Annotated in this window: 22 protein-coding genes; 6 read left to right on the forward strand and 16 right to left on the reverse strand. The window is 53.5% G+C overall.

The window, feature by feature from the left end:
* Nucleotides 1–29: 29 nt before the first annotated feature.
* The 4 genes from prmC to ACUTSW_RS05995 all read right to left on the reverse strand — a co-directional run bounded on the left by prmC (nucleotide 30) and on the right by ACUTSW_RS05995 (nucleotide 4,324).
* Complete coding sequence (prmC, locus tag ACUTSW_RS05980; RefSeq protein ID WP_445583933.1) at nucleotides 30–863, reverse strand: peptide chain release factor N(5)-glutamine methyltransferase; 834 nt, start codon at nucleotides 861–863, stop codon at nucleotides 30–32.
* Nucleotides 863–1,948 (reverse strand): peptide chain release factor 1, encoded by a 1,086-nt coding sequence (prfA, locus tag ACUTSW_RS05985; protein WP_004943225.1) that lies wholly within the window; start codon nucleotides 1,946–1,948, stop codon nucleotides 863–865. Before prfA ends, prmC begins: the two co-directional genes overlap by 1 nt.
* Nucleotides 1,949–1,979: 31 nt before the next feature.
* The gene (hemA, locus tag ACUTSW_RS05990) at nucleotides 1,980–3,242 is read right to left on the reverse strand and encodes a glutamyl-tRNA reductase (protein ID WP_006324808.1); all 1,263 of its coding nucleotides are present in this window, start codon (nucleotides 3,240–3,242) and stop codon (nucleotides 1,980–1,982) included.
* A gap of 329 nt (nucleotides 3,243–3,571) precedes the next feature.
* Complete coding sequence (locus tag ACUTSW_RS05995; RefSeq protein ID WP_445583934.1) at nucleotides 3,572–4,324, reverse strand: lytic polysaccharide monooxygenase; 753 nt, start codon at nucleotides 4,322–4,324, stop codon at nucleotides 3,572–3,574.
* Between the two features lie 486 nt (nucleotides 4,325–4,810).
* Here ACUTSW_RS05995 and lolB point away from each other — a divergent pair, with 486 nt between their 5' ends.
* The 3 genes from lolB to prs all read left to right on the forward strand — a co-directional run bounded on the left by lolB (nucleotide 4,811) and on the right by prs (nucleotide 7,418).
* The gene (lolB, locus tag ACUTSW_RS06000; protein ID WP_062870538.1) at nucleotides 4,811–5,434 is read left to right on the forward strand and encodes a lipoprotein insertase outer membrane protein LolB; all 624 of its coding nucleotides are present in this window, start codon (nucleotides 4,811–4,813) and stop codon (nucleotides 5,432–5,434) included.
* Nucleotides 5,431–6,297 carry a 4-(cytidine 5'-diphospho)-2-C-methyl-D-erythritol kinase gene (gene ispE, locus ACUTSW_RS06005; RefSeq protein ID WP_062870537.1) on the forward strand — a complete coding sequence of 289 codons (867 nt, stop codon included), beginning with the start codon at nucleotides 5,431–5,433 and terminating at the stop codon, nucleotides 6,295–6,297. Before lolB ends, ispE begins: the two co-directional genes overlap by 4 nt.
* Nucleotides 6,298–6,470: 173 nt before the next feature.
* Nucleotides 6,471–7,418 carry a ribose-phosphate diphosphokinase gene (prs, locus tag ACUTSW_RS06010; protein WP_004943207.1) on the forward strand — a complete coding sequence of 316 codons (948 nt, stop codon included), beginning with the start codon at nucleotides 6,471–6,473 and terminating at the stop codon, nucleotides 7,416–7,418.
* A gap of 183 nt (nucleotides 7,419–7,601) precedes the next feature.
* On the opposite strand, the gene ychH is transcribed toward prs, so the two are convergent.
* Nucleotides 7,602–7,880: a stress-induced protein YchH gene (gene ychH / locus ACUTSW_RS06015; RefSeq protein WP_004943205.1), complete on the reverse strand. Its 279-nt coding sequence runs from the start codon at nucleotides 7,878–7,880 to the stop codon at nucleotides 7,602–7,604.
* A 313-nt stretch (nucleotides 7,881–8,193) separates the two neighbouring features.
* Between ychH and pth the strand changes: the two genes are divergently transcribed.
* Nucleotides 8,194–8,784 (forward strand): aminoacyl-tRNA hydrolase, encoded by a 591-nt coding sequence (pth, locus tag ACUTSW_RS06020; protein ID WP_004943204.1) that lies wholly within the window; start codon nucleotides 8,194–8,196, stop codon nucleotides 8,782–8,784.
* 39 nt (nucleotides 8,785–8,823) lie between these two features.
* Here pth and ACUTSW_RS06025 read toward each other — a convergent pair whose 3' ends face one another.
* Nucleotides 8,824–10,353, reverse strand: a complete 1,530-nt coding sequence (locus ACUTSW_RS06025; protein ID WP_445583935.1) for a SulP family inorganic anion transporter — start codon at nucleotides 10,351–10,353, stop codon at nucleotides 8,824–8,826.
* A 333-nt stretch (nucleotides 10,354–10,686) separates the two neighbouring features.
* Between ACUTSW_RS06025 and ychF the strand changes: the two genes are divergently transcribed.
* Together ychF and ACUTSW_RS06035 are read left to right on the forward strand one after the other, a co-directional pair.
* Nucleotides 10,687–11,778 (forward strand): redox-regulated ATPase YchF, encoded by a 1,092-nt coding sequence (ychF, locus tag ACUTSW_RS06030; protein ID WP_062870535.1) that lies wholly within the window; start codon nucleotides 10,687–10,689, stop codon nucleotides 11,776–11,778.
* A 433-nt stretch (nucleotides 11,779–12,211) separates the two neighbouring features.
* Nucleotides 12,212–13,639, forward strand: coding sequence for a hypothetical protein (locus ACUTSW_RS06035; protein ID WP_445583936.1), 1,428 nt, complete (start codon nucleotides 12,212–12,214; stop codon nucleotides 13,637–13,639).
* Between the two features lie 188 nt (nucleotides 13,640–13,827).
* Here the strand turns inward: ACUTSW_RS06035 and ACUTSW_RS06040 are convergent, their stop codons facing one another.
* The 10 genes from ACUTSW_RS06040 to ACUTSW_RS06085 all read right to left on the reverse strand — a co-directional run bounded on the left by ACUTSW_RS06040 (nucleotide 13,828) and on the right by ACUTSW_RS06085 (nucleotide 20,894).
* Nucleotides 13,828–14,451: a Fic/DOC family protein gene (locus ACUTSW_RS06040; protein WP_434462889.1), complete on the reverse strand. Its 624-nt coding sequence runs from the start codon at nucleotides 14,449–14,451 to the stop codon at nucleotides 13,828–13,830.
* A gap of 3 nt (nucleotides 14,452–14,454) precedes the next feature.
* On the reverse strand, nucleotides 14,455–14,622 hold the full coding sequence (locus tag ACUTSW_RS06045) for a YhfG family protein (RefSeq protein WP_079250996.1): 168 nt from the start codon (nucleotides 14,620–14,622) through the stop codon (nucleotides 14,455–14,457).
* A 126-nt stretch (nucleotides 14,623–14,748) separates the two neighbouring features.
* Nucleotides 14,749–15,342: an ATP-dependent Clp protease proteolytic subunit gene (locus tag ACUTSW_RS06050; protein WP_062870531.1), complete on the reverse strand. Its 594-nt coding sequence runs from the start codon at nucleotides 15,340–15,342 to the stop codon at nucleotides 14,749–14,751.
* Between the two features lie 42 nt (nucleotides 15,343–15,384).
* Entirely contained in the window at nucleotides 15,385–15,729 is a 345-nt protein-coding gene (locus ACUTSW_RS06055) for an SRPBCC family protein (protein WP_445583937.1), read from the reverse strand.
* Nucleotides 15,726–16,040 carry an ArsR/SmtB family transcription factor gene (locus tag ACUTSW_RS06060; RefSeq protein WP_197927520.1) on the reverse strand — a complete coding sequence of 105 codons (315 nt, stop codon included), beginning with the start codon at nucleotides 16,038–16,040 and terminating at the stop codon, nucleotides 15,726–15,728. Before ACUTSW_RS06060 ends, ACUTSW_RS06055 begins: the two co-directional genes overlap by 4 nt.
* A gap of 53 nt (nucleotides 16,041–16,093) precedes the next feature.
* Complete coding sequence (locus ACUTSW_RS06065; protein WP_445583938.1) at nucleotides 16,094–16,567, reverse strand: DUF1097 domain-containing protein; 474 nt, start codon at nucleotides 16,565–16,567, stop codon at nucleotides 16,094–16,096.
* Nucleotides 16,564–17,835 carry a NupC/NupG family nucleoside CNT transporter gene (locus ACUTSW_RS06070; RefSeq protein ID WP_445583939.1) on the reverse strand — a complete coding sequence of 424 codons (1,272 nt, stop codon included), beginning with the start codon at nucleotides 17,833–17,835 and terminating at the stop codon, nucleotides 16,564–16,566. Before ACUTSW_RS06070 ends, ACUTSW_RS06065 begins: the two co-directional genes overlap by 4 nt.
* A gap of 183 nt (nucleotides 17,836–18,018) precedes the next feature.
* Nucleotides 18,019–18,957: a pseudouridine-5'-phosphate glycosidase gene (locus tag ACUTSW_RS06075; RefSeq protein WP_445583940.1), complete on the reverse strand. Its 939-nt coding sequence runs from the start codon at nucleotides 18,955–18,957 to the stop codon at nucleotides 18,019–18,021.
* The gene (locus ACUTSW_RS06080; RefSeq protein ID WP_062870526.1) at nucleotides 18,954–20,072 is read right to left on the reverse strand and encodes a PfkB family carbohydrate kinase; all 1,119 of its coding nucleotides are present in this window, start codon (nucleotides 20,070–20,072) and stop codon (nucleotides 18,954–18,956) included. The genes ACUTSW_RS06075 and ACUTSW_RS06080 overlap by 4 nt, the downstream gene beginning before the upstream one ends.
* Nucleotides 20,073–20,468: 396 nt before the next feature.
* Entirely contained in the window at nucleotides 20,469–20,894 is a 426-nt protein-coding gene (locus tag ACUTSW_RS06085) for a universal stress protein (RefSeq protein ID WP_013812494.1), read from the reverse strand.
* Between the last annotated feature and the right edge of the window lie 119 nt (nucleotides 20,895–21,013).

The following is a 21,013-nucleotide window of genomic DNA, read 5'->3' on the forward strand; positions in this document are numbered from 1 at the left end:
CTGTGTGCTTCGTTATTGTTGGTTTTCAGTTACTGCGGCCATTGGCCAAACGTCACGCGATCGTTATCGCCGTAGTCACGGTGGGTAGCGACCGAAATAAAACCGGCAGCCTGCAGCAGCGCGCGTACGCTTTCCCCCTGCTGCCAGCCATGTTCAAGCAACAGCCAACCCTGTGACTGCAGATAATGCGGTGCCTGCTGCACAATGGCGGCCAAATCCGCCAGCCCGTGCTGTTGCGCCACCAGCGCGCTGCTTGGCTCGAAACGCACATCCCCTTGCGCCAGATGCGGGTCAGCGGCGTCGATATAAGGCGGATTACTGGCGATCAGGGCGAAAGTTTGGCCGGCCAGTGGTTCGAACCAACTGCCTTGCAAGAACTGCGCGTTACCTATTGTCAGCTTCTGCGCGTTATGCTGCGCCAGCGCCACCGCTTCCGGCTGTAAATCAACGCCAGTCACCGCGCAATCCGGGCGTTCGCTGGCCAGCGCCAATGCAATGGCGCCGGTGCCGGTGCCCAGATCGAGGATAGTGCAGGGAGAAGGCGGCAAGCGCTCCAGCGCCAGTTCCACCAGGCATTCGGTGTCCGGACGCGGGATCAGGGTTGCAGGTGATACCGACAGCGGCAGCGACCAAAATTCGCGCTCGCCAATCAAATAAGCCACAGGTTCGCCGCGTTCGCGGCGCACCAGCAGCCTTTCCAACTGTTCTTGTTCCTGCGGCGTCAAAACGGTTTCACCAAACGCCATCAGGAAGGTCCTGGCCCTGCCGGTCACGAAGCCCAGCAGGATCTCGGCATCACGTCGGGCGCTTTCGCTCTGCGTCAGCCGCGCACTTGCTGCCTTCAGCCAGGATTGATAATCCATTACTCAAGCTCTGCGGACAGCGCAGCGAGCTGATCGGCCTGATATTCCTGCACGATCGGTTGAATCAACATGTCCAGCTTGCCTTCCATCACCTCGTCCAGACGGTAAATCGTCAGGTTGATGCGGTGATCGGTCACCCTTCCCTGCGGGAAGTTGTAGGTACGGTTACGGTCGGAACGATCGCCGCTGCCCAACAGGTTGCGGCGGGTTGACGCCTCTTCCTGCTGGCGCTTGGCCATTTCGGCAGCACGGATGCGTGCGCCCAGCACCGACATCGCCTTGGCTTTGTTCTTGTGCTGCGAACGTTCGTCCTGACACTCCACCACAATGCCGGTCGGCAAGTGGGTGATACGGATCGCCGAATCTGTGGTGTTGACGTGCTGACCGCCGGCACCAGAGGAGCGGAAGGTATCGATTTTTAAATCGCCCGCATTGATCTCCGGCAGTTCGGCTTCCGGCACTTCCGGCATCACCGCCACGGTGCAGGCGGAGGTATGAATACGCCCCTGAGACTCGGTTTCGGGTACGCGCTGTACGCGGTGACCGCCGGATTCAAATTTCAGTTGGCCGTAGACGCCGTCGCCGGAGACCTTGGCAATCACTTCTTTATAACCGCCGTGTTCGCCTTCGTTGGCGCTCATGATCTCGACGCGCCAGCGGCGCGTTTCAGCATAGCGGCTGTACATGCGGAACAGGTCGCCGGCGAAGATCGCCGCTTCGTCACCGCCGGTACCGGCGCGCACTTCCAGGAAGATACCGCGTTCGTCGTCCGGGTCTTTCGGCAGCAGCAACACTTGCAGCTGCTGTTCAAGTTCTTCCGTCGCCGCCTTGGCCTGCTTCATCTCTTCTTGCGCCATCTCGCGCATTTCAGGATCGTCCAGCATCATTTCTGCGGTAGCCAGATCCTCTTGCACCTGACGCCATTCCAGGAAACAGCGGCTGACATCGGTCAGTTGCGAGTATTCGCGCGACAGGGCGCGGAACCGATCCTGCTCGGCGATAACGCCGGCATCGCCGAGCAGCGCCTGCACTTCTTCATGGCGCTCTTGTAACGCTTCCAGTTTGGCAACAATAGAAGGCTTCATGCGTGGTATTAAACCCTGTTAAAAGAGAAAACTAATGCTGATCCAGCCCGAGGCTGTCGCGTAATAATTGCAACCGCTCCACGTCGCCATCGCCGGCGGCCTGCTGGAGGGATTTGGTAGGGGCATGAATAAGGCGGTTGGTCAGCCGGTGGGCCAGTTCGTGGATAACCTGTTCCACGTCCGCGCCTTGCGCGATGGCGGCCAGCGCTTTGGCTTCCATTTCGGCGCGGATCTGGTCGGCCTGCGAGCGATAGTCGCGAATGGTTTCCACCGCGCCCTGCGAGCGCAGCCAGGCCATAAAATTGGTGCTTTCCTGCTGAACGATCGTTTCCGCCTGCACCGCCGCGGCTTTGCGCTGCGCCAGGTTGCTTTGAATGATAGCGTGCAGATCGTCCACGCTATACAGATAAGCATTCGCCAGCTTACCCACTTCCGGCTCGATATCGCGCGGCACGGCGATATCCACCAGCAGCATCGGCTGGTTGCGACGCGCTTTCAGGGCACGCTCCACCATCCCTTTACCGATGATCGGCAGCGGGCTGGCGGTAGAACTGATGATGATGTCGGCATCCGCCAGACGTTCGTCGATTTCCGGCAACGTGATCACTTCAGCGCCGACTTCGTCTGCCAGCAACTGGGCGCGTTCGCGGGTACGGTTGGCGATAATCATATGCCGCACTTTATGCTCGCGCAGATGACGCGCCACCAATTCAATGGTTTCGCCGGCGCCGACCAGCAGCACGTTCAGATCGGCCAGCGACTCGAAGATTTGGCGCGCCAGCGTACAGGCGGCGAAGGCCACGGAAACTGCGCTGGCGCCGATTTCAGTTTCGGTGCGCACGCGTTTGGCGACGGAGAAGGATTTTTGGAACAGACGTTCAAGCTCGCCGGAAAGCGACTGGCCGCGTTGCGACTCGGCGAAGGCTTTTTTCACCTGCCCGAGGATTTGCGGTTCGCCCAATACCAACGAATCCAGCCCGCTGGCTACGCGCATCAGATGGCTCACGGCGTCGTTGCCGTGGTGCCAGTACAGGCTTTTGCTCACTTCTTCCGGGCGCAGGTGATGGTATTCACACAACCAGGCGACCAGCTGTTCGTGAAGGTGTTCCTGTTGCTCCACGCTGAGATAAAGCTCGGTGCGGTTACACGTAGACAACACCACTCCGCCCTGCACCAACGGTTGTTGGAGCAAGCTGGTCAGCGCCTGATCGATAGACTCTGGGGAGAAGGTCACCCTTTCACGCAGAGAAACCGGAGCGGTTTTGTGATTTATACCTAACGCCAGCAGGGTCATTGCTTCGAGTAATACTTCTGTTGGTACGGGTTCTCGTTGAACGGCATTCTACTTGATGCGCGGGATCAATAAAAGTAACAACCGCATCTTCCGTTCAATCACTGATATAGCCGAAACCAATCAATGAATAATAATAAATTCAAAAAGTTAAATTATATCCAGATCAATAAGCACACTAAATTTTAGTTTGAAACGCGACGATCCGCACAGTATTCATCAATAAGTTATCCTGATTGAACGCTTAGGGTCGCCCAAATAGTAAGCAGAGCTCTCTTCATCGCCGGTTAGGGTGCCGGCATGCTGCGCCGGCACCTTTAGGCTGCCGTGGCTTATTTAGCTGCGTATTCCCCGTCGAACCTTACGTCGCTACAGCTGAAAAAGGTTTCTCTCGCTGGGTCCTGCCGTTCCCACTGCACATACAACAGTGTTTGCTTCCCGTCGGCACGATCGGCCGGGATCTTGACGTCAATCTGGTAGACGCCGGCATATTTGACATGGTTGCCTTTGGCCGGCGGCGGAACTATCACTTTAGTCACCTCAAGCGGTGTCAGATCGCTCCATTTCAACTTATCCGTGGCAGCATTGAAACTCGGCTTGGCAAGCGACACCGTCCACTTGCTCGGCTCATGCACCTGGGTGGCGTCGAAGTACAGCGTAGCCTGGCCGTCTTTTACCGAGACGCTGCTCACCTGCCAGTCGGCATGCGGCTGGTCGATGCCTTCAAACTTGGCGATGCCCGCCGAGCAAAGTTGGCCATCGGGGACCTTGTCTGACGGATGCTGGGTACCTTGCAGGTTTTGCGAGTAGGCGGGCCATTCGGTAAACATCTGGCGGCGTTCCCAAATAGGAATAGTCTCCGCTTTGTACAAAAAGGCATTTCTGCAGGCCGCATTAGGCATGTTCGAGCCATCATCCGGGTGGTTGTAACCGCCGTCCTGTTCACAAATCACCTGACGCGCCTTGGGAATCAAGGTAGCGCCATGCTTTGGCCCGATCGCTTTCGGTTCGGTATTCTCGGCGGCATGCGCCGGCATCGTTAATGCAAACAGCATTCCTGCCAACAGAGAAAAACGCTTTTTCATACGAAATACCTTATTTCATTATGTGTAGGGGTTGAGATGCCCGCATCGCTTGCGTGACGCAGATGATGCGCAGCAGGATAGCCCTGCTATCCATTTGGCTTTACCAGCATAGACATCCCCCCAGTAAATTGCATAAATAAAATTAATCAATTTGCGCTAGTTATCGAATGAAATACGCCTAAATACGCCGTTACTATCCATTAAACATTAATTTAATTGCTAATATATGTTGCTTTGGCACAACGCCGCCGTGGACCGTAACCGAAGATATTCTCGCGGCCAGCGCAGCACGACCGGGCGATTGTGTTAATCTTATGGCAACCCAAAGCTCAGCCACCCGGCCGTCAAAGCGCTTGTTATCACCGCAAAAAGACGGTGATATTCAGAACGGGGCGTGTTGACGCTATCGCGTTCCCCCGCTAGCGTGAACGCTGAAAAAAGATTTCGCTGCGCATGCCCGCAAGGACAAAAGGACAAGAGAAAGTTATGCCAATCCGCAAAGTTAGTTTGCTACGTCTGATCCCGCTGGCCAGCCTGGTGCTGGCCGCCTGTACCACCACCAAGCCAAGCGGCCCGGCGACCAGCCCAACCTCACCGCAGTGGCGCGCTCACGAGCAAGCGGTGCAACAGCTCGGGCAATATCAGACCCGTGGCTCTTTCGCCTATCTGTCAGACCAGAAAAAAGTCTATGCGCGCTTCTTCTGGCAGCAATATTCGCCGGAACGTTACCGCCTGCTGCTGACCAACCCGCTTGGCAGCACCGAACTTGACCTGAACGTACAGCAAAACGTGGTGCAGTTGACGGACAACCAGGGCAAACGCTATGTCAGCGACAACGCCGAAGAAATGATCCGCAAACTGACCGGCATGGCGATCCCGCTGGATAACCTGCGTCAGTGGATGCTCGGCCTGCCGGGCGAGGCCAATGATTTCACGCTGGATGACCAGTACCGCCTGAGCAAACTGACTTATCGGCAAGGCAGCCAGACCTGGACCGTGGATTACCAGGATTACAACAGCGATCTCAAGCCGCAGCTGCCAAGCCGCCTGGAACTGAAACAGGGCGATCAACGCATCAAACTGAAAATGGATAACTGGACCCTCAAATGATCCGCCAGTGGCCATCTCCCGCTAAACTTAATTTGTTTTTGTACATTACCGGCCGGCGCGAAGACGGCTACCACCTGCTGCAGACGCTGTTCCAGTTTCTGGATTACGGCGATACGCTGACCCTCGACGTGCGGCAGGATGACCGCATCCGCCTGCTGACGCCGGTCGATGGCGTGCCGGACGAGCAAAACCTGATTGTCCGCGCCGCCCGCTTGTTGCAACAGCATTGCGATAGCCACGGGCTCAAAACGCTCCCGCGCGGCGCCGATATCAGTATCGATAAGCGCCTGCCGATGGGCGGAGGGCTGGGCGGCGGCTCGTCCAACGCCGCCACCGTGCTGGTGGCGTTGAATGAGCTGTGGCATTGCGGGCTGAGCGACGAGCAGTTGGCGGAGCTGGGGTTGACCCTGGGTGCCGACGTTCCGGTCTTTGTGCGCGGCCATGCGGCGTTTGCCGAAGGCATCGGCGAACGGTTGCAGCCGGCAAATCCGGCGGAAAAGTGGTATTTGGTGGCGCATCCAGGCGTCAGCATCCCTACCCCGGTTATTTTTGGCGACGCGGAATTAAAAAGAGACACCCCGGTTCGCCCGTTAAATGTGCTGTTGCAGGCAACTTACGCAAATGATTGCGAACCAATAGCAAGAAAACGTTTTCGCGAGGTTGAACAGCTTCTTTCTTGGCTGTTAGAATACGCGCCGTCACGCCTGACTGGCACAGGTGCATGTGTGTTTGCTGAATTCGACACAGAAATCGCCGCCCGTCAGGTGTTAAATCAAGCTCCGGAGTGGTTGTGTGGTTTTGTAGCGCGTGGCGTTAACGTCTCTCCACTACATCGCATCCGTTCCGGGCAGATTGAACCGTAGTTCTCGTTTCGCTGCGCAGGGTCATGCACACCTGGCCCTGTAATCCCTGCGCCGCTGCGGTTTCAAGTTAGTTTTTTACACACCCGTATGATATTGCGCCGGCATCGTTAACTGCCCCTTATCGAAGGCCGTACGACAATATCTTCTCTGGACGCATGCCTGAGGTTCTTCTCGTGCCTGATATGAAGCTTTTTGCTGGTAACGCCACCCCGGAACTAGCACAACGTATTGCCAACCGTTTGTACACCAGCCTTGGTGACGCCGCTGTAGGTCGTTTTAGCGACGGCGAAGTGAGCGTGCAAATCAACGAAAATGTACGCGGCGGTGATATTTTCATCATCCAGTCCACCTGTGCCCCTACCAACGACAACCTGATGGAACTGGTTGTTATGGTAGATGCCCTGCGTCGCGCCTCCGCAGGTCGTATTACTGCTGTTATCCCTTACTTCGGTTATGCCCGCCAGGATCGCCGCGTGCGTTCTGCGCGTGTGCCAATCACGGCCAAGGTTGTCGCCGATTTCCTCTCCAGCGTAGGGGTTGACCGCGTATTGACGGTGGATCTGCATGCTGAACAGATTCAAGGCTTCTTCGATGTTCCGGTAGATAACGTGTTCGGTAGCCCGATCCTGCTGGAAGACATGCTGCAACAGAATCTGGTGAACCCAATCGTGGTTTCCCCGGACATCGGCGGCGTAGTGCGCGCCCGCGCTATCGCCAAACTGCTCAACGATACCGATATGGCTATCATCGATAAACGCCGCCCGCGTGCGAACGTTTCTCAGGTGATGCACATCATTGGTGACGTGGCAGGCCGTGACTGCGTGCTGGTTGACGACATGATCGACACCGGCGGTACCTTATGTAAAGCGGCTGAAGCGTTGAAAGAACGCGGTGCCAAGCGTGTATTTGCCTACGCGACGCACCCGATCTTCTCCGGTAACGCCGTTGAAAACATCAGGAACTCGGTGATTGATGAAGTGATCGTCTGCGACACCATTCCGTTGTCTGCAGAAATCAAGGCACTGAAAAACGTACGTACTCTGACGCTGTCAGGCATGCTGGCTGAAGCCATCCGCCGTATCAGCAATGAAGAGTCAATCTCTGCGATGTTCGAGCATTAATTCGTTCCCTTTCGGTGCGGTGTCCTGCCGTACCGGAAGAGCCTATTGCCCGGCAGCAGAAAAAGAAAAACCCGTTGGTGCGCAAGCAGCAACGGGTTTTCTACTCGTAGTCAAACATGACCTTAGACCTGAGTGCGCGGCAGATCTCCTTTGCCGTAATGCCGCTCCCTTTCGTTTTTTTAATCAATGCGACGAACGATGCTGATCGTTGCGGCAGCGTTTATCGAAGTGTTTTACCCACCAGTAACGATCGGCAACCTGCTCGCGACCGCCGAGACGGGCACCGACCAGCCACAACAACGCACCCACGAAAATACTCATGATGGCGCCATGGGCGAAAAGTTGCGGTAAATCGAGCTGCGATACTTCAGCAAGAATGTTGTATCCGACGCCGCCGATCATCACGACCAGCCCCAGCCCCATAAAAAAGTTGCCCATTCTGCACGCGTTTCTACGTTTCATTTGTCACCTCCATTGCGCTTTATGCCAACCGGGATAACTCAGCAAAGGGTTAACCCACTTTGATAAATTAAGTATAGCCCCTGGTCCGACAAGGGGTTTGCGGAGACGATCACAAATGGTAAAGAAAACGTGACAAATCTTTACCTTATCCTGCTTGTTAGCCGACAAATTGAATTGTTTTTCTAATGAATTATTCAATTTTCAGTCTATCGCTGAATCAATACTCGGGGCTGGGCATCAGGATTTTGTCATTCGTGGCGGCGGCAGGTAGACTAATGCCCTTTCCATTATCTCGATCATAGCGAATTTCCCAGTGAGCAGTATTAAATTGATAGTCGGCCTGGCGAATCCGGGCGCTGAATATGCCCAGACGCGGCACAACGCCGGCGCCTGGTACGTAGATTTGCTGGCCCAGCGCCATAACCAGCAGTTGAAGGAAGAGAGCAAGTTCTTCGGCTACACCGCACGGCTGAACCTGGCGGGTAACGATGTGCGCCTGCTGGTACCGACCACCTTTATGAACCTAAGCGGCAAAGCGGTGCTGGCGATGGCCAGTTTCTACCGCATTGAGCCGGACGAAATCCTGGTGGCGCATGACGAGCTGGATATCCCGCCGGGCGTCGCCAAAATCAAACTCGGCGGCGGTAACGGCGGCCACAACGGGTTGAAGGATATTCAGAACAAGTTCGGCAATAACCCGAACTTCTACCGTTTGCGCATTGGCATTGGCCATCCGGGCGATAAAAACAAGGTCGTAGGATTTGTGCTCGGCAAGCCACCGGCCAGCGAGCAAAAAATGATTGATGAAGCGATAGATGAAGCCGCCCGCTGCACCGAAGTTCTGATGACTGACGGGCTGGAGAAAACCGTTCGCCGCCTGCACAGCTTCAAGGCGCAGGCCTGATGCTTGCCGCAGCGGGCATACCGCCCGCTGCTAGCGGCGTTACGTCCGTATCTTAAAGGTTTCTTCGCCGACGTTACTGTCATCGGTCTGATACCCTTCTTCTGCCACATAATATTGCGGGTCATCCAGCTCATGGCTGCAAAAAGGGCCGGCCCGTTTCAGCAGCCGCACGCAATCGCCGCTCAGATGACGCAGGCGGATGGATTTGCCTGCCGCCAGATAACGCGCCGTCAGCTTGTCGATCGCCTCCACCCCACTGGAATCCATCACCCGGGTGCCGGCAAAATCCAGCACCACGTTTTCCGGATCGTTTTTCGGTTCAAACAGGTCGGCAAACGCCGCCGTGGAGCCAAAGAACAGCGGGCCGTCGAGTTGATACACCACCACATCGCCCTCCACCTGGCGCTGACGAACGCGGATGCGCGCCTGCTGCCAGGCAAATACCAGCGCCGAGATAATCACTCCGCTGATTACCGCCACCGCCAGATCGGTAAAGATGGTGATCAGGGTAACCAGCAACATCACCAGCGCATCCATCTTCGGCATGCGGCGCAGACGGCGCAGCGAACTCCATTCAAAGGTGTTGTAACAGACCACCAGCATGACCCCGGCCAGCGCCGCCACCGGCAGCAGGCCGATATAGCCCGACAGGCTGACCACAAACAAGATTAATAGCAATGCACCCACTACGCCGGAAATACGCCCGCGGCCGCCGGAGGTGAAGTTGATGATCGACTGCCCAATCATCGCGCAACCGGCAAAACAGCCAAACAGACCGCAAATCGTGTTGCCTGCCCCCTGAGCGATGCTCTCGCGGTTGCCGTTGCCCTTCTTGCCGCCCATTTCGTCGAGCACCGTCATGGTCAATAGTGATTCAATCAGGCCGACCAGGGCGATCACCAACGCGTACGGCAGCACCACTTTCAGCATTTCCAGGCTGAACGGCGCCATCGGCAAGCTGAAATGCGGCAAGGCACCGGAAATATCCGCCAGATCGCCGACCCGCAGCGTATGCAGATTGAACCCGATCGCCAATGCGGAAACCAGGATCAGCGCCGCCAGCGAAGCCGGGATCACGCGCGTCAGCCGGGGGAAGAACACCACTACCAGGATCGCCAGCGCCACCAGCCCGTACATCAGCGGCCCCTGCCCGGCAATCATATGCAGTTGTGCCAGCATGATGACAATCGCCAGGCCGTTAACAAAACCGTGTATGGCGGGCAGCGGCACCAACCGAATAAATTTGCCCAACCGGAACACGCCAATCAGGATTTGGATAACGCCCGCGAAAATCGTCGCCCACAGCACGTATCCCATGCCGTGCTGCGCCGCGAGGCTCATCAGCACCACCACGATCGAACCGGCAGCACCCGACACCATGCCCGGCTTACCGCCGAACAGCGCCGTAACCAGGCCGATAATAAAAGCGGTGTGCAGCCCGACGATCGGGGAAAGCCCGGCGACCAGCGAAAAGCCGACCGCTTCCGGGATCATCGATACCGCCACCACAAAGCCCGCCAGGACCTCGTTCTTGACGTCCGACAGCCTGATATTGCTCAGGTTAAACATGAATTATTCGCTTCTGACAGATAAAAAACACATCCCCGCAGAACGGGAACCAGAGCCGCATGGCGCGGCAAACCGCGGCAGAGAGAGGCAACTCAGGGTGGACTGGGCAAGAAGGACATCCGGCGCGTTTCCTGTAGGTGAATCAGAAGCGCAGTATGTGTAAATGTGATCCAAATCTCAATGCAAAGCGGCCCCGCCGCCGCATTTTCCTCCCCTATACAGCCAGATCGAGAAAAACGGCCATTACGTGTATAATGGCCGCATTATTCTGCCATTTATGCAGCGGGTTAACCCTAACCAGCTGATAGTCAAGATATTTAAGGTGATAACAACATGGGATTCAAATGCGGTATCGTCGGCCTGCCTAACGTAGGCAAATCCACCCTGTTCAACGCGTTGACCAAAGCGGGTATCGAAGCAGCCAACTTCCCGTTCTGTACCATTGAACCTAATACCGGTGTGGTGCCGATGCCCGATCCGCGTCTGGACAAGCTGGCCGAGATCGTCAAGCCTCAGCGCATCCTGCCAACCACCATGGAATTCGTCGACATCGCCGGCCTGGTGAAGGGTGCATCCAAAGGCGAAGGCCTGGGCAACCAGTTCCTGACCAACATCCGTGAAACAGAAGCTATCGGCCACGTGGTACGCTGCTTCGAAAACGACAACATCATCCATGTGAACAACAAGGTTGATCCGGCTGACGATATCGAAGTCATCAACACCGAGCTGGCGCTGTCGGATCTCGACACCTGCGAACGCGCCATTCACCGTGTGCAGAAGAAAGCCAAAGGCGGCGATAAAGACGCGAAAGCCGAACTGGTGGCGCTGGAAAAATGCCTGCCGCAGCTGGAAAACGCCGGTATGTTGCGCGCGTTGGACCTGACCGAAGAAGATAAAGCGGCCATCCGCTACCTGAGCTTCCTGACGCTGAAACCGACCATGTACATCGCCAACGTCAACGAAGACGGTTACGAGAACAACCCGTACCTGGACAAAGTGCGCGAAATCGCCGCAGCCGAAGGCTCCGTAGTGGTTGCCGTGTGCGCCGCCGTGGAATCCGACATCGCCGAGCTGGAAGACGAAGACCGCGCCGAATTCATGGCCGAGCTGGGCCTGGAAGAGCCGGGTCTGAATCGCGTGATCCGCGCCGGTTACGAGTTGCTGAACCTGCAAACCTATTTCACCGCCGGCGTAAAAGAAGTGCGCGCCTGGACCATCCCGGTGGGCGCTACCGCCCCGCAAGCGGCCGGCAAGATCCACACCGACTTCGAGAAAGGCTTTATCCGCGCGCAAACCATCGCGTTTGAGGACTTCATCACCTACAAGGGTGAGCAAGGCGCCAAAGAAGCCGGCAAGATGCGTTCAGAAGGCAAAGACTACATCGTCAAAGATGGCGACGTGATGAACTTCTTGTTCAACGTCTAAATATAATCTGTTGTTTCTGGCTGTCTCTTACCGTCTCAGGAAGCAGAAAATAGACTTTAAATCCACGCAGTTGCGTGGATTTTTATGTCTGCAGCATTCATAACATCTCTTAACAGCGCATATGAATGGATCACATACGGGGAGCGGGTCAACCTACCTTGATGAAAGAAAGGTAATGATGCAAGAATGGGTCGACAAGCTCGATGAATGGTCTGCGATCAATAGATAGACATTCGATTATGACCTGGTTGAGAGCGGCCTAGGCCTTTCAGTATAAATCTAAGCATGGATGCGAACCCCAAATATGCTATTTGAGTATGCCCTTCACAAAGATTCGAACAAGATAGTCCACGTTGATGCCGTTCCTAACGGCAAACACTGTGAATGCATTTGTAAGAACTGTGGTGACGACCTAGTAGCAAAGAACAATGGTATGATTATTCAGCACCATTTCTCCCACACAACTAAAGAGGAAAGCCGGGACTGTCAGATGACACAATTGCATATCGCGATGCAGTTGCATTTTGCTTCTCTATCGGAGATCACTCTCCCCGAAAACGAGATTGAAGTTAACGGAGAAGACCTCATAGTTCCAGAGCAGGCCACGGCGGTTAATGAGTCAGTTCGTGAATACAGGATCGGCCCCTATCTAGCAGATGTATACCTGAGAACAGGAACTGGCGAGGTGGCTATTGAAGTTTGTGTTACTCACAAGTGCGAAGAGGAAAAGCGACAGTACTATATTGATAATCAGATTGATTCAATTGAGTACTATTTTCCTCTAAATGAAGGCAACAGCATCACTGAATGGATTGCACTGGTTAGTGACAACCTTGTAGAGTACGAATGGATCTATCACTCTACCCTTGAAACAAAAAAACTTGAATATCTAGAAAAGATAGAACTAGAGAAACAGAAGAAAAAAGCTGAGAGGAAAAGCAGATCACTGCAATCAGTTAAAAAATCTCTGACTTCAAAGAAAATTCACTTACCTAGTATCCATAAAGAAATGGAATACACCTATACTGGAGTAACCTTTAAAGAAAGCCAACTAATTTATCCCAAACGAGATATAGCCTGTGAAAATGTATCTATATCAATAGATACTGATGACTATGTAGTACTCGAAGGATTTATCGGAAATCGTGTAATATCTGTAATATATTCATTTTCTGAGAATATACCTGAACTGGCATATCAAGATGACCGAAGTATAGTATGTCGTCATTATACGGATGAGTCCAATAAACCGACATGGTCATGGATCAAACATCCGTCTATAACTAAGATGTTTGATAGGATTTATATTCAATTCCAAACTAATTGCCAGAATCTCTATCGCCAGCGTCAAAAACTTTTATATTTAAAGAACAAAGCTCATGGGCTTTGTTCTGAATACTTGGCTAATCGAAAATTCTATTTCGATCGAGACTATCGAAAGTGGAAGAAATGGATGATCGAAAATAAATTATTCACACCAACACCGGAAAACTATAAACTTTCTTTTCCAAATATCCTTAAAATGAAAAGGGAGTATTCTATGCTTTGGCCGTTTCAAACATGGGATATAATGGTGTTGAGCAGCTTAGCAGAAATGATTGACTCCTATCCTGCCGGACAAAGGATATATTACTGTGATTTGTTTACATCTTTGGAACAGAGACATGGTTTATCATACGAATACGCATACATAGTAAAAGAATTCAAGGAATTGAATCAATCGACAACCTTCGACAACTTAATCAATCAGAACAGTATTATTCAAGATGCTTTATCCCCATATGCGATGATGAGTCTTATTTCTTTACGAGAGGACCATTTAATGCGAAAGGGTTATCTCATGTTATCTCTGAGTATATAGCAGTATTAACATTTTAAGCTGGTCATGTAAGCATGCTCGTTTTAGTTCCACGCACTTTTGAATTTTCCGGGTAGTATATGCTTTCATCTGCCCTCCTACATAACAATTAAATCATATCAATAATAAGTTTTTACTTTACGAAAAGATGACACCATGATTTTGATCTCCTCCCTGAAAACAGTGCCAGTCTAAACTGAAGTATCCGGTCTTTCTTTCATCTCACCGATCGGCTCCCCAATACATTTCTCGAACACAGCTTTCAATGGCCCATAATCACAAATGACCGCCGCTATGTTAGCGCGTATCCACTCAGCCTCTTCGACAGGCCACCAACTGATCGTAAAGCCCGCGTTGACGATGATATGCTCGAACAGAACGCGTTGAGCTCTGCCGTTACCCTCCCGAAAAGGATGGATCATATTCAGATCGCCAAATAGCTCGGCCACTGTATCGATCAAGGCTGAACGCTCCCACCCTTCAAACCAATCCTTCCGCGCCATGATGTCGAAGATTTTGGCAGCCTCTGGCTCGATTCGAGTAAGGCTGCAAAAACGCGTGTCGCCCTTTGAGATGTCAATAGTGCGAAGCTCACCAGCCCAATCATAAATATCGGAAAATAAACTACGGTGAATTTGCTGAAGGTAGCTCAGATCATAAGGAGGAAGGGAAAAATCGATCTGGTCAACCGCAATCTCTGAAAGATCACGTTCGGCCTGTACGAGTAACACATCATCCTGAAGGTTTAACCGATTACGTAGCGTGCTACTACCAGGGTAACAGTAGGGATCTTGTCCGGTACCGTACTTGTCCAAAAGTTAGGCCAGTTTCCGATACGTGCGTAAAACAGCTTCGCGTTCGGGTAGCTCGCGTTTAGACTCCGCCTCTGTGACTTCATAACCTTCTAAACGCAGGCTGGCAGCGTAGTTAGAACGACGCGTCTTGGCACAGTAGGCTACTTTGGCTTGCAGACTGGTCTTTTTCACTGAAAACACCTTATCTTGAGAACACACAAAATATAGCTTAATTATACGGAATCCCCGACTAAAACTCACCCCGCAAAATACACCATATCCTGTGGCACAGGTGAAATCTTTTCCCTTGTCCCCCGGCTACCGCCGCACCAGCACCCGATCCACCAAACCCCACTCAACCGCCTCGTCGGCCGTCATAAAGCGGTCGCGATCCAGCACGTGTTCAACCTCTTCAGCGCTGTGGCCGCAATGTTCGGCATACAGCCGGATCACCAGGTCCTTGGTGCGCCGCATCTCTTCCGCATGAATAAAAATATCCGATGCCTGGCCCTGAAAACCGCCCAACGGCTGATGAACATGCAGGCTGGCATTGGGTAATGCCGCACGGTGGCCCGGCTCCCCCGCCATCAGCAGAAACGACCCCATCGAGCGGGCGGTTCCCATGCACAGCGTATGCACCTGCGCATTGATGAATCGCATGGTGTCATAAATGGCGAAGCCGCTGGTAATGGCGCCGCCAGGTGAATTGATGTAGAGGTGAATGGGTTTTTCCGGGTTCTCCGCCTCGAGAAACAGCAACTGCGCACAGACCAGTTCGGCGATGGCGTCGTTGACTTCGCCATTCAGAAAGATGATGCGATCGCGCAATAACCGCGAGTAAATATCAAAGGATCTTTCCCCCTGGCTGGATTGTTCTACCACCGTCGGGACGAGCAGCATCGCTTCACGCATAGGTGAACTCCGTTTTGCAGATACAGTTGATGAATGAAGGGGTCAGGCGGCGCACATAAGGGGTTGGCCGCTGTCGTTGGCCGCCGTCAGGCGTGCGTCGTCCAGAAGATGGATAATGCGCAACAGGCAGCCACCATCGGCGCCGGGCCGGATTTGCAACGTCACCGTGCTTTCGAGGAATGGCGGTTCGTCATCGCGCATCCGGTAACGGATTTCCTCACCCGGTATCGAAACGACCGGCTCGGCATCGGCCAATACCTGTTGTGGCAACCATTGTTCACGCAACTCAGGGATGCCGAGCGCCCGCCAGACTTTCTCCGGCGGTGCGTCGAGCCGGTATTCGAGAACCAAAGGCTCGCCCCGTGTTTCGCAGCCGGTGTCGTTCATTGGTCCATGTCCTTGAGCAAAAGGTGCAACTTGTCTATCTGCGCCGGCCAGAAGGCACGGTACTTATCCAGCCAACGGGCGATCAGCGCCAGACCCTGGGGATCGACTTCGTAATTGACGAAACGCCCCTGCCGCTCTTCGCACACCAGCCCGGCATGGCGCAGCACCGCCAGGTGTTGGGACATGGCCGATTGGCTGATTTGCATGCCTTCGCGCAGCGCACTGGCATTCATGCTGCCAATCGCCAGCTTTTCGAAGATGGCGCGACGGGTGGGATCCGCCAGCGCTTTGAAGATCTCATTTTCATTCATGACAATACATTAGTACTCACTTATCTAATGCGCAAGTTTACAGCACGAAATTCTTATCGACGCGTCTTCGAAGGCCGTCGAAAGTTTGCCAGCCACAGGCCGCCTGCTTGCATCAAATACCCCATCACGCCGCCCAGGCATAACGCTTCAATCACCGCCAGCCCGTCGGTCGACGCCCCAAACATGGCACAAGCGCCAATAAAACTGCCAGGCACAAAACCCAGCAGCGGCAAGCGGGATTGTGCGCACAGGGCAAACGAAATCAGGCCGGTCAGAATGCCGCCGTACACTGCGCCCGCCGAGGCCGTTAACAGGATGGTGCCGGCAGCCCATAGCACGCCGCTAATGTTGGCCGCCATGCCACGCAGCAAACCGGCCGGGCCTTTTTTCGGGATGGCGAAATAGGTAGTGCAGCCTAAAAAGCCTATCCAGCCCGCAAGCTGAAGTTGCCCGGCCAGCCAGGCCCAGCAACCTGATAAAACCCCGGTGCTTAGCGCCAGGCAGAGCAAGAGTCTGGTATTGGTCATGACGCTATCGTCAACGCGCCCAGGCCGATGAACAACCCGGCGATGGTGGCGCTCATCAGGTTGGACAGCGTCGCCGCCAGCAAGGCGCGCATCCCTAAACGGGCGATATCCGAAGCGCGCTCCGGCGCAACTGCGCTGAATGCCCCCACCACTACGGCGATCGAACCAAAGTTGGCGAACCCGCACAGGGCAAAGGAAATCACGGCGATGGTTTTGGGATCCAGCGCTGCCGCCGTCCCCTTGAGGTGCGCCGAGAAGTTCAGGTAAGCGACGAACTCGTTGATCGCCAATTTTTGGCCAATCAACCCGCCGACCAATCCCGAATCATCCCAGTTCACACCCATAATGTAAGCCAACGGCGAGAACAGATAGCCGAAGAGGCTTCCCAGACTCAGGCTCTGCCAACCCAACAAACCACCCACGCCGCCGATAAGGCCATTGATCAGGGCGATCAACGCCACAAACGCCATCACCACGGTGGCAACGCCGATCGCAATTTTCAGCCCCAGCATGGCACCGCTCGCCGCCGCTTCAATAATGCTCGCCGGGCGTTTGTCACTGAACGACATCTGGCTAAACGCCACCTGCGAAGCTTCGGTGGCCGGGCTCAACATGCGCGCAAACAATATCCCACCGGGGATCGCCATCAGCGAAGCCGCCAGCAAATATTCAATGGGCACGCCCAGCCCGGCATAGCCGACCAACATAGAACCGGCTATCGATGCCATTCCGCTGCAAATTACCGTGAATAGCTCGTTGCGGTTCATCTTGTTGATGAAAGGCTTTAACACCGCCGGCAGTTCGTTTTGTCCCAGAAAGATGGTGGTTACGGCGGCAAAAGCCTCCACCTTGCTGACCCGCAGCATTTTCTGAAAAACATAGCCCAATAGGTTGATCACCCACCCCATCACGCCGAGGTAATAGAGAATCGAGATCAGAGAGGTAATGAATATGATGGCGGGAAGCACATGGAAGGCGAAAACAAACCCGGCGCCATCAAATAAAACGTTCATTTTTGGCCCCACCAATCCGCCAAAAATAAAAGTACTGCCTGCATCGCTGTAAGAAATCACTTTATTAACGCCGCCGGCTATCGCATTAACCAGCCATTTCCCCGCCGGGATATAAAGCATAATGGCACCAAGCACTATCTGCAAAAATAACGCCACACCCACCGTTCTTAAACTTATTTTCTTTCGGTTGTTGGAAAAAACAAAAGCGATAAGGAGAAGAATAAAGATACCCAATAAGCTGCGTAATAAGTCCATAAATCCATCCTTAATTTATCCCCATCATTCAAGCTGTAGCGTTATTGGCGGCAACTTGAACGTCAAAGGATATAGATAGGTCGATACCTGAAAGGAGTGCGAGACAAAGCGTGCCCCGCCACCTTTCAGGCTGGCTTTTTTATTGATTTTTTTACCGAATAAAACTTAAGAAACGGCGAGCTCTTATGCCGCAGCCTGCTGGAAGCAGCAGGCGATCTGCGCCGCCAGTTTGGCGTTATTGAACACCAATTGAATATTGGCGTTCAGGCTATCGCCGCCGGTCAACTCGGCTACGCGCGCCAGTAAAAATGGCGTGCTGTCTTTGCCATGTACGCCCTGCTCAACGGATTCTTGCACCGCCTGCTCAATGGCGGCATTAATTTTGTCTTCCGGCACCGCATACTGCGCCGGAATAGGGTTGGCGATAACCATGCCGCCGCCCAGTCCTGTCTGCCATTTGGTCGTCATTGCTCGCGCGATTTCCGCAGGTTCATCCAACCGGATGCTCACCGAGAAAGGACTGGTGCGGCAAAAGAATGCCGGCAGCGTTTGCGTCCGGTAGCCAATCAGCGGCACGCCGTGCGTCTCGAGATATTCGGTAGTCAGCCCTAAATCCAAAATAGACTTGGCGCCGGCGCAGATCACCGCGACATTGGTTCGCGCCAGTTCCTGCAGATCCGCGGATATATCAAAGGTCTGTTCGGCGCCGCGGTGAACCCCGCCGATACCGCCGGTGGCAAATACGTGGATCCCCGCCATCTCGGCGATAATCATGGTAGAGGCCACGGTCGTGGCGCCGTGCTTGCCGGCGGCGACGATAAACGGCAGATCGCGACGGCTCACCTTCGCCACGTTATGGCCTTCTTTGCCCAGCAGCTCAATTTCAGCACGCGTTAATCCCGCTTTCATGCGGCCATTTATAATGGCGATCGTGGCGGGTACTGCGCCGTTATCGCGGATTTGTTGCTCAACCTCCAACGCGGTTTGCGCGTTCTGCGGATACGGCATGCCATGGGAGATAATGGTGGATTCCAGAGCGACAACCGGGCGCTTATTGGCCAGGGCTTCGGCCACTTCCGCTGAAATATCCAGGTAGTCATGGGTGATAAGGGTCGTTTTCATGATTGAAGCTCCAACAGTTTTTGGACACTGCCATTCGACAGATTAGGGTTATTGGTAAATTCAGATAAAAGCGTTAACGCAGAGCAGCCTTGGGCGAAGCGGATGCTGTCCGCCAGCGTCATGTCCTCCAGCCAACAGTGGGCCAGCCCCGCCATCATGGCATCGCCGGCACCGGTCACATTAACCACGTCGACCATCAGCGGCCGTGACCAGCCGTTTTGCCCGTCAATCTCGCTGTAATAAACACCTTCAGCCCCCATGCTGAGCGCCAGCCGCTGTACGCCCTGCTGATGGAACCAGTGAGCAACCGGTTGCGCATCCTGCGGCCCGCTAATCGTCATGCCGCTGAGGATTTCGGCCTCGAGGCGATTCGGTTTTAAAGTATGAATATGCGAGAGCCAACTGCGGATTTTTGGCGCTTTAAACGCCGAGACGGTATCGACAAAGATCGGTACGTTGCCGCAATGGCCGAATAACCAGGCCAGAGCCTCCTCGGTGAGGTTGCAGTCAACCACCAACACGCCCGCATGCTGAATAAGGTCTTTGGACGTCGCTAATAATGCCGGCGTCAGCTTCTCCAGGATCCTCATATCATTAATAGCCACCAACATTTCACCGCCGGCATCGAGCAACGAGATATAGGTCGACGTATTTTCACCATGCAGCTTGTGGAAGTTGCCGATATGCACCCCCGCCAGCTTTGCCTGCTCCAAGAGCGTTTCACCATAAAAATCGTCGCCGACGACGGAAATAAGGTGGCATTCACGGCCTAGCAAAGCGACATTCTGCGCAATATTTCTGCCGACGCCGCCGGGGGTACATTTTATTTTTCCGGGGTTAGAGTCTTCATACACTAATGTTGACGAGGAATAACCGCAGACATCCATATTGGTTGAACCTACGGTAACCACGTAGCTGTGTTCCGATAATATGTAGCCCTTTCCTTTTATATATCCTTTATTCATTAAATTCATAATATGTCCTGCAACACCAGAGCGGCTAATACCTAAAACATCGGCAATTTCCTGCTGTGGGATCAAAGGATCGCGTCTCAGAAGCTGCAATATCTGTTTTTCTCTGCTGGTCATATTGGACACTTGTTTGTTTTTAAACATGCGTTTGTTTTATAACGGGCTTAGCACTCAGTAAAGCGGCTTTTATATATTCCCATCGAATTTGGGAAGGCGATCGTAATACCGATGTATAAGGTTTCAACGTGTTTTTTGTGATATGCGTCGCATCATAAAATCTGCGATTACCGTTTAACGCAGTCAAAAATAACCATTAGGCATGATGAAGCATTTTATTCTTACAATAATCTCGTAAAAACAAACGGGTAACCGCATTCCTCTCAAAAGCTAACTTTTGTTGGGTTACCTGATTTTTGTCGTTTTTGAGATGAACGCCCTCCGTTCCGCTTGCCGGCAGAAAGAGAACTTTCGCGCATTTATCTTGAGGGGTTGGGTAGCCTGAAGGCGACAAACCGCGCAGCGGCGCGGTTTGTTTATGCGTTACTGTTTAATCGGGATCACCAGCACGTCGACGTTCAGCTGATTGATGGCATGGCGGGTCGATGAAAACAGGTTGTTCCACAGATCGTGATGATGGCCGAAGATCGCCAGATCGATCCCTTTATCCACTACCGCGTTCTGCAATTGTTCAATAAAATCCCCGCGCCCGATAATCACCTCGTGGATCGGGTAATTCACATTTTGGGTCATCGGTTCCATCTCTTTCTTGATCTTGTCGGCGAAAGACACGCCGTCGTAGCTTCTCTCCGAGAAACCAATCGCTGCGTGATAGGTATCGTAATGAACGTCCACGTAGATCAGGGAGAGTTTGGCCTTCAGCGCAGCGGCCAGCAACGCGCCTTTTTCAACCAGCCGTTTGCCGTCATCGCTCAGATCGGTGGTAATTAAAATATGTTGATAACACATAGCGCCTCCTGTCATTGACTCGGTAGAGAGCCGAGGCTCCGATATCCCATCAGGGTTATATCGTTATGGTTAATTTTAGTTCAGAAACGCAGCGTTCGGACGGGGATATTGGCGGGAAT

The organism is Serratia sp. TSA_198.1 (genome assembly GCF_052686505.1).

Coding starts and splice junctions, on each gene's coding strand:
- prmC (WP_445583933.1), bottom strand. CDS start 863: ATGGATTATCAATCCTGGCTGAAGGCAGCAAGTGCGCGGCTGACGCAG.
- prfA (WP_004943225.1), bottom strand. CDS start 1,948: ATGAAGCCTTCTATTGTTGCCAAACTGGAAGCGTTACAAGAGCGCCAT.
- hemA (WP_006324808.1), bottom strand. CDS start 3,242: ATGACCCTGCTGGCGTTAGGTATAAATCACAAAACCGCTCCGGTTTCT.
- ACUTSW_RS05995 (WP_445583934.1), bottom strand. CDS start 4,324: ATGAAAAAGCGTTTTTCTCTGTTGGCAGGAATGCTGTTTGCATTAACG.
- lolB (WP_062870538.1), top strand. CDS start 4,811: ATGCCAATCCGCAAAGTTAGTTTGCTACGTCTGATCCCGCTGGCCAGC.
- ispE (WP_062870537.1), top strand. CDS start 5,431: ATGATCCGCCAGTGGCCATCTCCCGCTAAACTTAATTTGTTTTTGTAC.
- ychH (WP_004943205.1), bottom strand. CDS start 7,880: ATGAAACGTAGAAACGCGTGCAGAATGGGCAACTTTTTTATGGGGCTG.
- ACUTSW_RS06025 (WP_445583935.1), bottom strand. CDS start 10,353: ATGTTTAACCTGAGCAATATCAGGCTGTCGGACGTCAAGAACGAGGTC.
- ychF (WP_062870535.1), top strand. CDS start 10,687: ATGGGATTCAAATGCGGTATCGTCGGCCTGCCTAACGTAGGCAAATCC.
- ACUTSW_RS06035 (WP_445583936.1), top strand. CDS start 12,212: ATGATTATTCAGCACCATTTCTCCCACACAACTAAAGAGGAAAGCCGG.
- ACUTSW_RS06050 (WP_062870531.1), bottom strand. CDS start 15,342: ATGCGTGAAGCGATGCTGCTCGTCCCGACGGTGGTAGAACAATCCAGC.
- ACUTSW_RS06055 (WP_445583937.1), bottom strand. CDS start 15,729: ATGAACGACACCGGCTGCGAAACACGGGGCGAGCCTTTGGTTCTCGAA.
- ACUTSW_RS06060 (WP_197927520.1), bottom strand. CDS start 16,040: ATGAATGAAAATGAGATCTTCAAAGCGCTGGCGGATCCCACCCGTCGC.
- ACUTSW_RS06065 (WP_445583938.1), bottom strand. CDS start 16,567: ATGACCAATACCAGACTCTTGCTCTGCCTGGCGCTAAGCACCGGGGTT.
- ACUTSW_RS06070 (WP_445583939.1), bottom strand. CDS start 17,835: ATGGACTTATTACGCAGCTTATTGGGTATCTTTATTCTTCTCCTTATC.
- ACUTSW_RS06075 (WP_445583940.1), bottom strand. CDS start 18,957: ATGAAAACGACCCTTATCACCCATGACTACCTGGATATTTCAGCGGAA.
- ACUTSW_RS06080 (WP_062870526.1), bottom strand. CDS start 20,072: ATGTTTAAAAACAAACAAGTGTCCAATATGACCAGCAGAGAAAAACAG.
- ACUTSW_RS06085 (WP_013812494.1), bottom strand. CDS start 20,894: ATGTGTTATCAACATATTTTAATTACCACCGATCTGAGCGATGACGGC.